The organism is Lactobacillus acetotolerans DSM 20749 = JCM 3825 (assembly GCF_001436775.1).
Taxonomy (GTDB): Bacteria; Bacillota; Bacilli; order Lactobacillales; family Lactobacillaceae; genus Lactobacillus; species Lactobacillus acetotolerans.
Window position 1 is genome coordinate 23,888 of record NZ_AYZC01000012.1, and the last position, 14,127, is coordinate 38,014.

Below are 14,127 nucleotides of genomic sequence, written 5' to 3' on the forward strand. Positions count from 1 at the left end.
GAGAGTTAAATTATGAATCCTGATTTTGCTATCGTCTTAAATTTTAAACTAAAAAGCGTTGAGAACATAGATGCTGATTTCCTAGTTAAAACTGCCCGTAATATTGGGGCCCGTGCTATTAGTACTAATAACGAAAATTCCGTTTTTAAAAAAGCATGTAAGAAATATACCATTGCTTTAGTTAACGAGAAAAATGGATCTGAACTAACAGCCGATAATGTCATTAATACGATGGTAGAAAACCGTAAAAATGGTAAGAATACGGTAATAAATATTGTAGTTGCAGAAAATGACAAGTTTGATAAAACAACTACGGACATGCTTGATATAATCAATAATTGGATGCACATGTTCGGCCATGCATTTAACGAAGGCAAGCCGTCTAAAATTGCTGTTGATCAAGATGGCTTCGTTTTAGAAAATAGGCACGCCAATTACCAAAAATACGTCTTTTTAAGAAATCCACTCCCCGAAGAAATTATAGTTTCTGGCATTGAAAAAGAACCTAACAGAGTTGAATGGATTGAAAACAGGGTTGACCTTAAATTCAATTATCAGGATAAGAAATTAGCAATTAAGTTAATTGAACCTGATGATAAATTTGAGTGGCAGGTACTACGAATCCAGGCCCACCGTCCAGAAGATGACATAGTTAAGACTAAATTTTAAAGTAAGAATTAAGGATCAAAAATCGATATATGATTTTTGATCCTTATTTATTTTTATATGGAAATTGTTCTTGAATTTTTATTTTCGGATTATTATCCAAAATAAAATCAGCTAATCTGGTTATATCATCAGTACTAAGAGTAGCTATAGGATTAATATTCTCATTTAAAGCTTTATCTTTATTTATTTTAACCAAATGCCCTATATCAATCCATGAAGGCTTAACTAATCCAATTTCTTCCCAATCTTTAATCTTGCAATACCTATGCTTTTTAATGAATTGAGATTTATTTTTATATTTTGAAGTAATTGGAAAAACATAATAATATTTACCAATTATTTGCAAAATTAAAACAGGACGCTGTTTTGACATATCAATGTCAATAAAACCGATGGTTGCAATAATAATATCATTGGGTTTAACCATCGTATTTTTCTACCCACTCTTTCAATTCTTTTTTAGTATTGATTGTACGATCAACAGGGAGCGTTTTAATAGCTTTAGCCAATTTATTACTAGCAATTTGTCTTTTTGTTAACCCAGGATTAAATGGTAAATTATTAGTTGCTTGAACCTTTTTAATAAACATATTAAAGGCTGATGAATTTGATAACCCCATTTCTTTAAAAATTCGTTCCGCATCATCAAGTGCATCTGCATCCAAATTCACCTGTATTCTTCTTTTTTTATGGTTATCTAATGTAGCTGGCATAATTATTCAACTTCCTTTTTCAACTCATATTATACACACTTATACAGTATATTACGTTTTTTTGCAAGAAAAAAGTACAATTCTGAAAGCCACAGAATTGTACTTTTTTATTTTATCTAGAGAAGGATTGGATTTATTTTTTAACTTTTTTCATTTCTTTATCGATATGATCAATCTTTTTTTGATAATCATCAATAACTAAGTTAACATTTTTTCTACCGCGCCATTGACCATAGCCAAAGAGCAACATTCCTAAGGCGCCAATGACAAAAAGGATAATACCGATGACAAATAACCAAGTTGTTTTTGCATGGTAGTAATAAATCAAAACAACCCCTATGGCACTAATCGTCAAGAAAAGTTGAAACCAATATTGTAAGTTACGCAGCATATGTTTTTGGTATTTAACCTCATTCATATACCCTTTTCTTAATTCTTCAATCGTCATCCGTAATCATCCTCTCTTTTAATATTAGTATTTCAAACCTGGGTTGAAGAAGCCAATAACTACACCGACAAGAGCAACACCGATTAAGATGATCATTGTCCAAATAGCTGAGACGTGCTTCTTAGCCATCAACCACCAGCAAAGCAAGGTAACGATTATTGTCAATAAACCTGGATAAATAGTATCCAACTGTTTTTGTAAATTCAAGAATACATGACCGTTAGCGTTACGCAACTTAACTGAAGTAGTTACATTTACCCAAGTAGCAAGAACGCCACCAACAACCATACTACCGACAACTCCAATAGCACGACGAACAGCTTTACCCTGTTTACCGACTAAGAAACCAACGGCTTTATTCACCTAACTTATAACCACGGAAATATAAGAAACGTTGACCAAAGTAAGCAAGCAGATCCCAAACAACAATGTAAAAGATCGCACCAATTGGGGATCCGTTTTGTGACATACCTAAGGCGATGCCAAGCAAAATTGGAATTAAAGTACCATCGATTAATGAATCACCGATACCGGCAATTGGTCCCATTAACCCGGCACGCATGTCGTTAATGGTTTCACCATCAATACCCGTATCATTAGCGCGAGCCTCTTCCAAACTTGCGGTAATACCAACAATAACCGAACCAAGCATTGGGTTAGTATTGAAAAATGCTGTATATGCGTGAATCTTGTCTTGTTGATCACTAACATCATCAGGATATAACTTTTCAATGATTGGTAACATTGAACACAAATAACCAAAAGTCTGCATGTGTTCTTGTGAGAAACATGTTAAAGCTCCCCAGAACCAAAGATTAAATGATTTGCTTAAGGTCTTATGACCAATTCTATTTTTCTTTGTTTTTGCATCCATCGTTAAATGTCCTCCTCATCGTCGTCATCATCAGAATCATCTGAGGCTGTAGCTGTTTCTGGTTTATTGCCAGAACCTTTAGAAATTTCAATTTCGTACATAATTGCAGCGAATAATAATGAAATGATAGTAATTGAAACTAAATTCAAATGTAATGAAGCAGCTAAAGTAAAGCCAACGAAGAATGGAATAAAGTCAACAGCTTTATTAATAATTTGCCGAAGCAGAATTGCGATACCAACACAAGGAAGCATTGCACCAACAGTAAACAAAGTCTTCATTGGGATACCATCCATCGGTAAAGCATCACGTAAAGTAGTAACGGCTTGAGCACCGTAGTGGGTCATTAACATTGTTGGTAAGAATGAGAAGATTAAATGTGAGAGCCATGGCCAACCAAAGTTAACGCCATAAAGTCTATTTAATTTGCCATTTTGAATGTCTTTCCAACCAAATGCTTGCCAAATCAAGTTCATAAATGCAACAGCGTAGAACAAAACTGAACCAAGAGTACCTACTAAAGTACCAAGTGATTTAGCCATGTTAGCTGCATCGGCACCCATTGGATTTAAGCCACGTGAAGTAATAGCAACCATGGCTAAAGGAATACCAATATAAGAAATAGCACGAACATCGGCAGCAACAGTACCACCAGGTGTTACCAAAGCTATGTAAACTAACTGCGTAGCAACACCACAGGCAATACCTAACGGGATATTACCTAAAATAATCCCACAAATAAGTCCACCAACTAATGGACGACCAATTGTGTAGTTACCAACAGCTTGGCCAGCCATACAAGAGTTTGAACACAAACATGCAAACAAACCTAAGATGGCGGCTTGTAACCAACTTATAGTCATTTTTCTCCCTCTTTTTTATTTCAAGAAAATTTATTATTTAATAGCCAAACTTACCTTTAAATTTGTCCCAGTAGCCAATTTGTTTATCAGGTAACAAGGCAAAGTGAATCTTGTAACCTTTTTTGCTAATAGCTTCAAAGGCATCTGCTTCTTCTTGAGTAAAGGACTGATTATCACCTAATTTAATTGCTCCCGGACGATCATTACCAGGACCTACAACCAATTCCTTTTGGTCACTAGGTACAAAGTTCATATCTACTAATATCTTCTTCATATCTTGTGGACTCTTAGTAATTAAGAAGTAACGGGTTTTAGAAGACAAAACTTTGTTTTGAACCTTCTTAAAATGATCCGTTGTCCAAACAAAAGTCTTTTTACCTTGATCTTCCCCAGCTGACTTATAAGCTGCCTTTAAAATCTTATTGGTAGCCGCCTTATCATTTACAGCAATAATGCCATCATAAGGACGTTCTTTTGCCCAACGGGTAGTAATCAATCCGTGAATAACACGGTCATCAACTCTAATTAATGAAACTGTCATTTTTTAACCTCCTAAAAATTAAATATCATCATCGTCATCATCACTATCGCTAGCTTTAGGAACCTGGTACTGTTGCAAAGCAGCTTTGGCCTCGCTTAATGACTTTTTGGCTATTGCTTCTTTATCCATCGTATCTAAGGAAACTGTAGCCGTGAGCGCCATTGTGAAGTTCATTCCGCCAAGAACGACTGACCTGTCTAAAAGGCCACGCTCTGAAAAGACATTCAAAAATGTAGTTAATGGACTTCCGCCAATAATGTCTGACAAAACAATAAATTCATCACCATCTTTAAATTGATGATCATCTAAAAAAGATTCAACTTTAGCCTTAAAGTCATCTGCAGATTTACCGTTATGTAAACATAAAGCAAATACGCGTTTGGAAGTGTCTCCGGAAAACATCTCTAATGATGTTTTTAATCCTTCAGCAAATCTACCATGAGAAACTAAAATTATATATTTCATATCCACATCCCCTTCTTTTTGAATACATGTTAAAGTTATCACATTCTATGTAAGCGTTTATAGTGTTAAATGTCACTAAAGTGATATGACAAATGTCACATTTTTGAAAGCGCTTAATAAAAAATATTGATTGAACCCTTGTTTTTGGCGATAATTAAAGGAGAAAATAAGTTATTTTATAATTTATATGTTTTTAGCTAAAAGGATCATGACGATTTTGACAATGAAATCTAATTATATAAAAAGATTGAAAAAAGAAATCATCCAGCAGCATAATCACGCATTATTAAGTGGGGAACTCTTTTTTGCAATTTTCTTCATTTTTATAATTTGGCTTTTCTTCATTTTAAGTCCTGGACAAAAGCAACAAGTAAAAATTGGTAGTAGTTATATGACAATGAACAACAGCTTCTATCCTGTTATCAATGAACAAGTAGAAAATTACGTTAATAATCATCATGGCAAACTTTATAACCGCGACCCGGCTCTAAATGTTAACAAGCAAGTTGAAGAAATTAATTCTTTTATTCACAAGGGAGTTAGTGCGATCATTATTAACCCTGTTGACGGTAACAGCCAAAAACTTGAAAATGCGCTACACAAGGCTAAGCAAAATGGAATTAAAGTGGTTGTCGTCGATTCCCAGACTAAATCTGACCGCTATATTGACTGTACAATCCTGTCAAATAATTACCGTGCCGGACAATTGTGTGCAAAAAATTTGTTAAAAAGAAAGAAACACGCAAACATCCTTTTACTAGAACATTACTCTGCCCTTTCGGCCAACAATAGAATTCAAGGTTTTACCGACACTATTAAACAAGCTAAAAATGCACATAATTACCATATCGTTGGCAAAATAAATACTTACGGTCAATCCGAGATCACCCTGCCTTTAGTTGAAAAATACTTAAAAACAGGGCAAAAATTTGATACCGTGATGGCGCTAAATGACCAGGCTGCGGTGGGAGCTTTAGCAGCAATCAATGAAGCCAAGATCAAACGGCACATTTCTGTTTACGGTGTAGATGGTTCTGAAAACATGAAGAAGCTGCTTGGGGTCAACCCAAACGCAACTGCTACTGCGGCACAATCGCCAATCAATTTAGGTAAAACTGCTGTTAAAACAGCCTACAAATTAATTGATGGTAAGAAAGTGTCTAAGAAAATTACACTACCTGTTTTCTTAATTACAAATAAAAATATTAATAAATATAATGCTGTGGGGTGGCAATAATGCTTAAATTTAAACATTTTGTCCTTTTACGAAGAATAATGCTGTGGCTTAACTTTTTTGCTGTGCTATTTAATGCCACTTTGTTTCTTTATACGACCAATTACATTATCAGGATGCAGCAAGACTACCGGTTACTAGCAAAATTGCAGCACATCCCTGATTCACCGCAAAGTATTTTCTGGGAAAGTTCTATCAGTTTTTTAATTTTAGCTGTCGTCATGACTTTACGGCACCACATCAACGTAAAGAATCCTAACTTAATTCTTCTACTAGAATTCATTCTTGCAATTATAGTATTTATCTCATTAAGGATGACTTACAACGGCGTCTTTTTACTGGTATTTGTTGACTTTTTCATCAGTAATCGTAACCAGTATAATTTTCACGATTATCCCATCTGGCTACTTATAGGCCTTTTATTACTGCTACTCTTCCTTATGACCGACTATTCAGTACTAAGCCACTTAATAGCCCTGCCGAATTTAGCTACTTATTTAAGTTTCTTACCGGCTAAAGTTGGTTCACGGTTAATATTCTATAAGAACTTTATTTCAGCCCTCAATTTAGTATTGTTTATACTAATTTTGGTTTACTTTGCATTAAGCCAGCTAGCCCGTGAATATAAAATTCAAAACAAGTTAGCTTTAGCCGCCAAAACTAACACCGAATTAAAAAACTACGCTGCCCTATCTGGTCACATTGCTCAGAATAGGGAAAGAAAAAGAATTGCCCGCGATATTCATGACACTGTTGGCCATGCTTTAACCGGGATTGCAGCAGGAATTGATGCTGCTCTTGTATTAATCGACATTGATCCGAAGGCAACAAAAAAGCAGCTCAAACAAATTCAAGTTGCAGTTAAACAAGGTTTAAAAGATGTGCGTAAGGCGTTAAATCAGATCAGGCCTGGCGCTCTCGATAATTATACTTTGGAAGCTTCATTAAAGAAGATGTTGAAAGAATATTCAGATATTTCTCATATCAAAATTGATTTTAACTACCATTGGGGCAAAGTAGATTTTGAGAAAACAACCGAAGACGTAATTTTTCGAATTATTGAAGAATCGGTTACCAATTCTTTGCGCCACGGTCATGCAACAGAAGTAAAAATTTCTTGTACAAAGAGTGACAAGAATTATATTTTGCTCATTCAGGATAACGGAATGGGTACAACTCATATAAAAGCAGGATATGGTATAATACAAATGAAAGAAAGGGTTGCCATTATTGATGGGAAAATCAGTTTTAACGGAAACAACGGATTTTCTACAAAAGTAGCAATACCAAAAGAAGGTAGTACAAATGATTAAAATTATGATTGCCGACGATCAACAATTAATTAGAAATTCTTTAAAAATTATCCTTGATGCTAATCCAAACTTTAAGGTTATTTCTACCGTATCCAACAGGCAAGAAGTTCTAGATAGTATCAAAAAAGAAAAGCCAGATATTATTTTAATGGATATTCGAATGCCCAAGATGGATGGTACCGTTTGTACTAAATACGTCAAAGAGAAATATCCTGACATTAAAGTAATTGTCCTCACTACTTTCGACGATGATGACTTTATTTTCAGTGCCTTAAAGTATGGAGCTTCTGGATATTTATTAAAGGGTGTCTCTACTAAAGAATTATACAATGCCATTAATACTGTCGAGCACGGCGGCGCCATGATCAACCCCAATATTGCAGAAAAAGTATTCAAGTTGTTTTCCAAAATGGCCCAATCTAATTACGCTATTCAAGTTAATGATAAGGATACTAAAAATTTCTCAAAACATGAATGAGAAGTTATCCAACAGGTAGGGTTTGGCCTTTCAAATAAAGAGATAGCAGCAAAGCTATTCTTATCAGAGGGAACCGTTCGTAACTACATTTCAAAAATTTTGGATAAATTACAGTTACGAGATAGAACACAATTAGCAATCTGGGCAGTTCAAACTGGCGTAACGAGCGAGTCTTTTGGTGATAAAGATGACTAAGAAGAAAAAGCTAACTTACCTTTTTATCATTATCATCCTACTTGCCGTCGGAATTGGTCTTTGGGTTAAACATACCCAAACAAGGGAACGAACTTTGACAATCGGGATTTACACTGGCAGTAGCTGGGATGTCCCAAGTGGCAAGCCCTACCACATGATTGATTATACAATTAAGAAGTTTAAGAAAGAGCATCCCCACACCATTATTAAGTATGAAAGCGGGATTCGGCGCGAAGATTATCGCAATTGGTTAAGTGAAAAAATCATTGAGGAACAGATGCCAGATTTGGTAATCGTACCCAGCCATGATTTTAATTTACTGGCCAGTGAAGGTGCATTTAAAAATGTAGGTCCAATGATGAGCAGAGACAAGATTTCATCAAATGAGTTTTATCATAGCGCGTTAGAAGCCGGGCAATATAAAAAGAAACAATTAGCCCTTCCCTATGAAGCTAATCCAACTTTAATGGTCATGAACAAAACCTTATTAAGCAAGCTAAAATTACGTAGTCCAAATGAGAATTGGACACCGGAAAAATTTTACCAAACATGTCATAAAGTTTCTCATAGTAATTCGGGCAAAAAGTATTACGGTGTAACGTCAAATTATAATTGGCAAGATGCGCAACTAGCATACGGGAACCAATTATTTTCTAAAGATGATAATAAATTGCAATTAACTTCTAGTAAGGCACACGATGGCCTTTTCATTAACCGAAAATTTAACAAATGATGTAGCTTTACGGAACGTTACCTCGCAACTTTTTGATGAAGGAAAAGTCGCCTTCATGCCGTTGGGATTAGCCCAATACCGCACTTATACTTCATACCCTTACTACATCACTAGGGATAATAATTTCCGCTGGGGATGTACTAAAATGCCTGGCATAAAAGCTGCTAAATCAACCCCAATGCCTACCACACTTTTTGCCATTTCTAGTAAAGCTAAGAATCCAGGAGCAGCATGGCAATTTATGAAATTATTGTGTGCCGATAAAGATGTACAACAAGAATTGATGAAGACCAATATGGGAAGTTCTGTGCTTCCAAGCGTGGTCAAAAGTAAGAACACACAAAACATTCTTGATAAGGAATTAATTGACCATCGTAATTTAGCAGTTAAAAAGCTGGATGTAATCACCAAAAATGGTGCAGTTACCCCTAAATTTAAGGATTATAACGATAAATTAGACGAATTAGATTACAAGATTCAAAATGCCTTGAAAGCTGGTAATTTAGAAACCCAACTATTTAATATCCAATCTCAAGTTAACCAAAGCATAAGCAATTAAAAAAATTCTCCTAGAATCATAATTTTTAGGAGATTTTTTTATATGTTTTTTTAATTTTTAATATTATTTGATTTGAAAATTAGCTTTTTTTATAAATTTATTTTTGCCAATAGCATAATATTTCTTACCATTAATTTTTTTAGCACTACCATAAGTATTAACTCTTTTATTTTTCTTTAATACACGCTTCCCACTACGTTTACCACATTTATTATAAATATAAGCATTATGGCTAAGTTTACGTTTGCTACCAGAAATATTACCCGCAGCAATATAATGATCATTGCTTAAAACAAAATACTTCTTACCGTTAATCATTTTAGTACCGTAAGTTTTCAAAATCGAATAAGCCTGCAAAATGATATTACTTATCTTCTTACCATTTTGATCATAAATATATGCATTATGCATCAACTGACTATTACTAGCAGTTCCTTTAATCTCAGCCATATTATTCGGTTCCTTTTCTGGCTTTACATAATTATCAGGTGTAACAATATTATTACTGTTAAAGTCAATATTATTGTTATCAGTATTTCCAGAACTTGCCTTTGAATCATTAGGTTTAGCCACATATCCAACTAAATCAGGTCCTACCTGATTAAAACTAATATTAAATTTATTATTCTTATTCGGATCCTGACTTAAAATAGATACATCTTGAATATTATTTACACAAAAACGGGCCATTGTATAAGTTTCCCCATTTAGGAAAAATAATTCAATTGAATCCTTATCAGTATAAATGGTTAAAGTAAAATCTTGTTTATCTTTCAATCCAGAATCATTACGATAACCTAACCCGCTATATAATCCATTTTTATAATAATCTGCAGCTGCACCTGTTAATTCACTGCTATTTCCATAAACACGATATTGTCCATTAGCCGGATTAAAAATAATTGAATTATTATCTTTGCCTTGAGTAAATTTTATCTGAACAGCACCATTATAATTCTCATTATTTTTTGTAGAGAAATGGAGAACATATTTACTATTAGCCGGTTGCTTTTTCAAATTAACTAACTCGTGATTACCATTTTCATCAACTCGTTTAGAACTAACATTGCCATTAACTTCATTACCACTTTTTTCTTCAAGATTAGTAGTAATCGGTGTACTTGAAATAGTATTATCATTATTTAGAACTAATTTCCTTGCTAAAGTATAAGCACCCAATCTCTTGGAAGTTACGGGCATATCTTCTTGATTAGTTTTTATACCAGAATTAATATAATTCCAATTTCCTACCCAAGCCATGCTAATCAGCGAATCATCTGCTTTTGACAGGTCATCGCTACCACTAAAATTGGCACCGTAATAATCTGTCCCCTGATCTAACCTCTTAACATCGTTTTCTGGGAAAAAGATCCCATTGTTATCTAAATGACCAACTATATAATAGGTACCAGTAGTTTGACCATCTTGCGGCGATTTAGCACCAAAGAATAAAACTTGTTTTACAGTTCCATTTGCAATTTTCATGCTTCGAACAACAGGACATTCTACAGGTGCTTCAAACTTTAGCCCTTTAAAATACTGATCGTTATAAACCTTACTTTCATTTTCAGGATTAGCTTTTGACCAATGGAGACCATCTGCGGATTGATAAACACCTAAATCATTACCTTCAGCCGCATACATAATTAGTTTATTATGCCAATAAAAAACCGAAGGATCTCTTTCATCAGATTTATTTTTAGAAGTCCAATCCCAATAATGATCAATTACTGGAAAGCCATTATAAAGGATATGATCAAAACTTTGACCATCATTATCCGACCAGGCTGCCCAAATATTCTGTTGTTTATCCTTAATACTTAACCCTGAAAAATAAGCTACTTGTGCACCTTTAGGTACACCGGTAATATTACCTTTATTAGTAATAATTGATCCTGTCCAGGCACTACCCCAAGCATCTTTAATATTTCCTTTATCCTGAATAGCAGTATTGGGTTTGCTAAAATGAGTAAAGTCTTTGGTCGTTACACGCTGCCAGTTTTGACCACCGGTTGCATTGCCATTAGCTCCACCCTCTGTATGAAGATAATATAAATTATAATTATTATCTTTTTGATTATAGTTAATAGTTTGCAAATCATTCGACCAACCTTGATTAGTCGTTAAATGATATGAGTCTTGACGCTCTGGGGATGTTAAAGTTGGTTCTACATAGGTATAGCCTTTATCAGTATACCCATTTGAAACATCAGCACCGTTAAACAACGGATCATTATTATCATCTTGGTTAACCCGTTGTTGTATTATAAGGGGTGTATCATTTACCTCTGCTTTTACCGTTTGACTTTGTAATTCAATTAATCCTAATAATGTCGCAGCAGCAATTGAAGTAATCAATTTATAATTAACATGTTTATTTACACTTGCCATAATTTCTCCCAATAGAATTTAGTAAAAAATACAAATTTTAAAGCGCTTTCTTTGCCATGACAACTATATTATGCTCATATCATTTCTAAAATTGTAAGATGATAAATGTCACCATTTTATTTAACCAAAACATAAGCAACTAAAAAGGCATTTCAATTTGAAATGCCTTTTATTATTCTAACTTTGATCCGTTATCAAAAAATTTTCTAAAACGACGAGCTTCCTTGTCTAAAGCTATACCATCATTCACTTGGGATAATTTATAACCCACAAAATATGGTGGAGCTTCGAAACGAGTAATAAACTTAGCACAAATACCACCATCTTTACGTGGATAAAAGAATAAATTATAGGAATCACAACGGCCGTCATACATTATGTTAAGCATGTATTTAGACCCGCTCTGAATCCAATCCGCCCAAAGATTTAAATCATTTTTATTTAATAAATTAATGTTTAATTCCGTATAACCCTGAACCGGATGTTTAGCGATATTCACCTCTACATTTTTGCTTTTAAAAAGCGATTCGCCTTCAAAATTATCTGGCTGGATATACTTATACCCATTTTCATGCTTAAAACCAACAATTTGCATGTGAGGATGGGATAACGAACCTCCAGAATGCGGGCCAAAATTTTTATACCAAAGAACTGATCTGTAATCATTACTATCATTCATTGTTTCAAAACAACTCAACGCAAATTTCATTAATTTTCGGTTGTGTTCTCTAGTATAGGTAGAAATATCTCCATTATGATCATGTGATTCAATCAGAACCGTTTGTATAGTATCCCGTAAAGTTGGATATTTATTATGTAGCCAAATCATATCACCTTGGCGTTTATATATATCCGTTAAAGTCTCTACATCACAGAAAGGACATACATTTTTATTTTTCTTCTTAGTTTTTCGATAAGACTGCGGTTTATCTTTAGCTGCATTCAATTGAAAAACAATTGGATCATTATTCATCATTATTTTTCCTCTTTTAATAGAATTAGTTAATAAAATAATAAGTTAAAATCGCTTACTTTACTAACATGACAATAGATGATAAGCTGTCAGGTAGCAAACTTGCATTCGTAGAATAAATTTATTTAGTAGGTAATTATACATGCAGTCAAGAAAAGATTTAAGAAAACACACTAACCGCAATAATCTTTATTTAATTATAGCTGGTATTGTTGTTATTTTAGTAATCATTTTAGGCGTGGTTGTTCACAACCATGATGTCGAATCACAAAGTAAAGAACGGCATTTTGTCACTACTCACTTTAATCCTAACGTTACCATTTATGGGGTAAAAGTTGGTAATTTAACCGTTGACAAAGCAACACAAAAAATTAATAAAAAAGCCGACAATGTTGTCTATCTAGAAAATGGCAAGGTAACGCCTGAACGTGATCAGTCTACCAAAACAATAGATAAGTCAACTGTCCAAAGTTACTTTAAAAAGCAGCATACAACTACACCAAGCAAGCAGAACTACAACTATAAATTCAAAAAATTGTCTGAAGCCCAAAACAAATTAAATAAGGTTAAGCAAGCAACTGTAAATTATAAGTTGGATGGGAAGACTTATCCGCTTAAGGCGAAAGATTTAATTAATAAAGCCAGTTATAAAGATGGTAAATATAAATTTGATAATACTAACGATTTAACGGCAAGATTAAATAAAATTAATAAAGCCGTTTCTACTTTACACCAAAGTTATAACTTTACCGTCCCATCTGGCACAAAAATTAATGGAAAAACAATTACTGTTAAAAATGAAAGTTATGGCTGGGGTATTTATGTTAAAAAAGCTAAGCAAGCTATAGAGAAAGCTTACATCAATGGTACTAAATCTCTCAACGGTGGCGATTATATCTATGGCTTAGGCTATAATACTTACGCCCATGGCTACGGTAAAAAGAACCATGGCATTGGTGATAACTATGTCGTTATCTCCTTAAAGAAGCAGGAATTGTGGGTTGTCAGAAAAGGCAAAGTTGCTGTTAACTTAAACGATGTTGTTACTGGTACCAAGATTGGCAGCAAAGGTGACCGTACCCCACAAGGTGTTTGGTACATTCAATATAAGGAATCACCAAGTACACTACGTGGATACAACAGCGATGGAAGCAAATATGCTTCCAAAGTTAAATACTGGATGCCATTTACTTTAAGTGGTTGTGGCTTGCATGATGCCAGCTGGAGAACCGACTGGAGTAAGACTGCCTATCTTAAAGGTGGTTCTCACGGCTGTATAAACATTCAACCAAGCGAGATTCATCCGGTATGGCAAAATGTAATTAAGGATGAAGCAGTCATCGTCTACAATTAAAAAGAAATCCTATAATTATTCAAAATTACGTAAATAAGCACCTTGTTAAATCTAAAAAATTAGCAAGGTGCTTATTTTTTAATCAAATTATTGTAAAGTGAAATATAGTTATAATAGTAAATGCTTTCTGAAAAATTGTAATTAACGTTATCACTATCATCAGAAATTTCTTAATTTATTATAAAGCTAAAACAGTTGTGAATAATAAATTTTAATAAAACAGTACGCGTGGTCAATGTCATTAAGTTAAGACATTGACAATCGCTGGGCTTTTAAAAGGCATCCATTTTGATTAATGGATGCCTTTTTTAGCACAGCAAATAA

General features: G+C 34.0%; 14 protein-coding genes and 2 pseudogenes. 7 read left to right on the forward strand and 9 right to left on the reverse strand.

Translation table 11 applies throughout. From position 1 onward, the window contains the following. Positions 1-12 precede the first annotated feature (12 nt). Complete coding sequence (locus tag FC77_RS03090) at positions 13-669, forward strand: hypothetical protein (RefSeq protein WP_056970083.1); 657 nt, start codon at positions 13-15, stop codon at positions 667-669. Between the two features lie 43 nt (positions 670-712). Here FC77_RS03090 and FC77_RS03095 read toward each other — a convergent pair whose 3' ends face one another. From FC77_RS03095 to FC77_RS03125, 7 genes and pseudogenes are all read right to left on the reverse strand, one after another. Beyond that, entirely contained in the window at positions 713-1,096 is a 384-nt protein-coding gene (locus FC77_RS03095) for a type II toxin-antitoxin system PemK/MazF family toxin (protein WP_056970084.1), read from the reverse strand. Continuing rightward, positions 1,089-1,382 carry a type II toxin-antitoxin system RelB/DinJ family antitoxin gene (locus FC77_RS03100; RefSeq protein ID WP_056970085.1) on the reverse strand — a complete coding sequence of 98 codons (294 nt, stop codon included), beginning with the start codon at positions 1,380-1,382 and terminating at the stop codon, positions 1,089-1,091. Before FC77_RS03100 ends, FC77_RS03095 begins: the two co-directional genes overlap by 8 nt. A gap of 133 nt (positions 1,383-1,515) precedes the next feature. Then, complete coding sequence (locus FC77_RS03105) at positions 1,516-1,830, reverse strand: hypothetical protein (protein ID WP_056970086.1); 315 nt, start codon at positions 1,828-1,830, stop codon at positions 1,516-1,518. 24 nt (positions 1,831-1,854) lie between these two features. Further along, a pseudogene (locus FC77_RS03110) lies at positions 1,855-2,704 on the reverse strand (PTS system mannose/fructose/sorbose family transporter subunit IID). Between the two features lie 2 nt (positions 2,705-2,706). Then, entirely contained in the window at positions 2,707-3,567 is an 861-nt protein-coding gene (locus FC77_RS03115; protein ID WP_054681559.1) for a PTS mannose/fructose/sorbose/N-acetylgalactosamine transporter subunit IIC, read from the reverse strand. 37 nt (positions 3,568-3,604) lie between these two features. Next, positions 3,605-4,108 (reverse strand): PTS sugar transporter subunit IIB, encoded by a 504-nt coding sequence (locus FC77_RS03120; RefSeq protein WP_056970087.1) that lies wholly within the window; start codon positions 4,106-4,108, stop codon positions 3,605-3,607. Positions 4,109-4,126: 18 nt separating this feature from the next. Then, complete coding sequence (locus FC77_RS03125) at positions 4,127-4,573, reverse strand: PTS sugar transporter subunit IIA (RefSeq protein WP_056970088.1); 447 nt, start codon at positions 4,571-4,573, stop codon at positions 4,127-4,129. Between the two features lie 223 nt (positions 4,574-4,796). On the opposite strand from FC77_RS03125, the gene FC77_RS03130 reads away from it, so the two are divergent. From FC77_RS03130 to FC77_RS03150, 5 genes and pseudogenes are all read left to right on the forward strand, one after another. Further along, entirely contained in the window at positions 4,797-5,810 is a 1,014-nt protein-coding gene (locus tag FC77_RS03130) for a substrate-binding domain-containing protein (protein WP_082137221.1), read from the forward strand. Next, on the forward strand, positions 5,810-7,120 hold the full coding sequence (locus FC77_RS03135; RefSeq protein WP_056970089.1) for a sensor histidine kinase: 1,311 nt from the start codon (positions 5,810-5,812) through the stop codon (positions 7,118-7,120). The genes FC77_RS03130 and FC77_RS03135 overlap by 1 nt, the downstream gene beginning before the upstream one ends. Next, a pseudogene (locus tag FC77_RS03140) lies at positions 7,113-7,793 on the forward strand (response regulator transcription factor). The gene FC77_RS03135 and the pseudogene FC77_RS03140 overlap by 8 nt, the downstream one beginning before the upstream one ends. Beyond that, positions 7,786-8,526: an ABC transporter substrate-binding protein gene (locus tag FC77_RS03145; protein ID WP_056970090.1), complete on the forward strand. Its 741-nt coding sequence runs from the start codon at positions 7,786-7,788 to the stop codon at positions 8,524-8,526. The pseudogene FC77_RS03140 and the gene FC77_RS03145 overlap by 8 nt, the downstream one beginning before the upstream one ends. Next, the gene (locus FC77_RS03150) at positions 8,492-9,085 is read left to right on the forward strand and encodes an extracellular solute-binding protein (RefSeq protein ID WP_054681569.1); all 594 of its coding nucleotides are present in this window, start codon (positions 8,492-8,494) and stop codon (positions 9,083-9,085) included. Before FC77_RS03145 ends, FC77_RS03150 begins: the two co-directional genes overlap by 35 nt. Positions 9,086-9,148: 63 nt before the next feature. Here the strand turns inward: FC77_RS03150 and FC77_RS03155 are convergent, their stop codons facing one another. Both FC77_RS03155 and FC77_RS03160 read right to left on the reverse strand, forming a co-directional pair. Next, positions 9,149-11,476 carry an SLAP domain-containing protein gene (locus tag FC77_RS03155; RefSeq protein WP_056970091.1) on the reverse strand — a complete coding sequence of 776 codons (2,328 nt, stop codon included), beginning with the start codon at positions 11,474-11,476 and terminating at the stop codon, positions 9,149-9,151. Positions 11,477-11,648: 172 nt separating this feature from the next. After that, the gene (locus FC77_RS03160) at positions 11,649-12,449 is read right to left on the reverse strand and encodes a DUF4931 domain-containing protein (RefSeq protein ID WP_054681576.1); all 801 of its coding nucleotides are present in this window, start codon (positions 12,447-12,449) and stop codon (positions 11,649-11,651) included. Between the two features lie 142 nt (positions 12,450-12,591). On the opposite strand from FC77_RS03160, the gene FC77_RS03165 reads away from it, so the two are divergent. Then, positions 12,592-13,803 (forward strand): L,D-transpeptidase family protein, encoded by a 1,212-nt coding sequence (locus FC77_RS03165; RefSeq protein ID WP_056970092.1) that lies wholly within the window; start codon positions 12,592-12,594, stop codon positions 13,801-13,803. Positions 13,804-14,127: the final 324 nt, after the last annotated feature.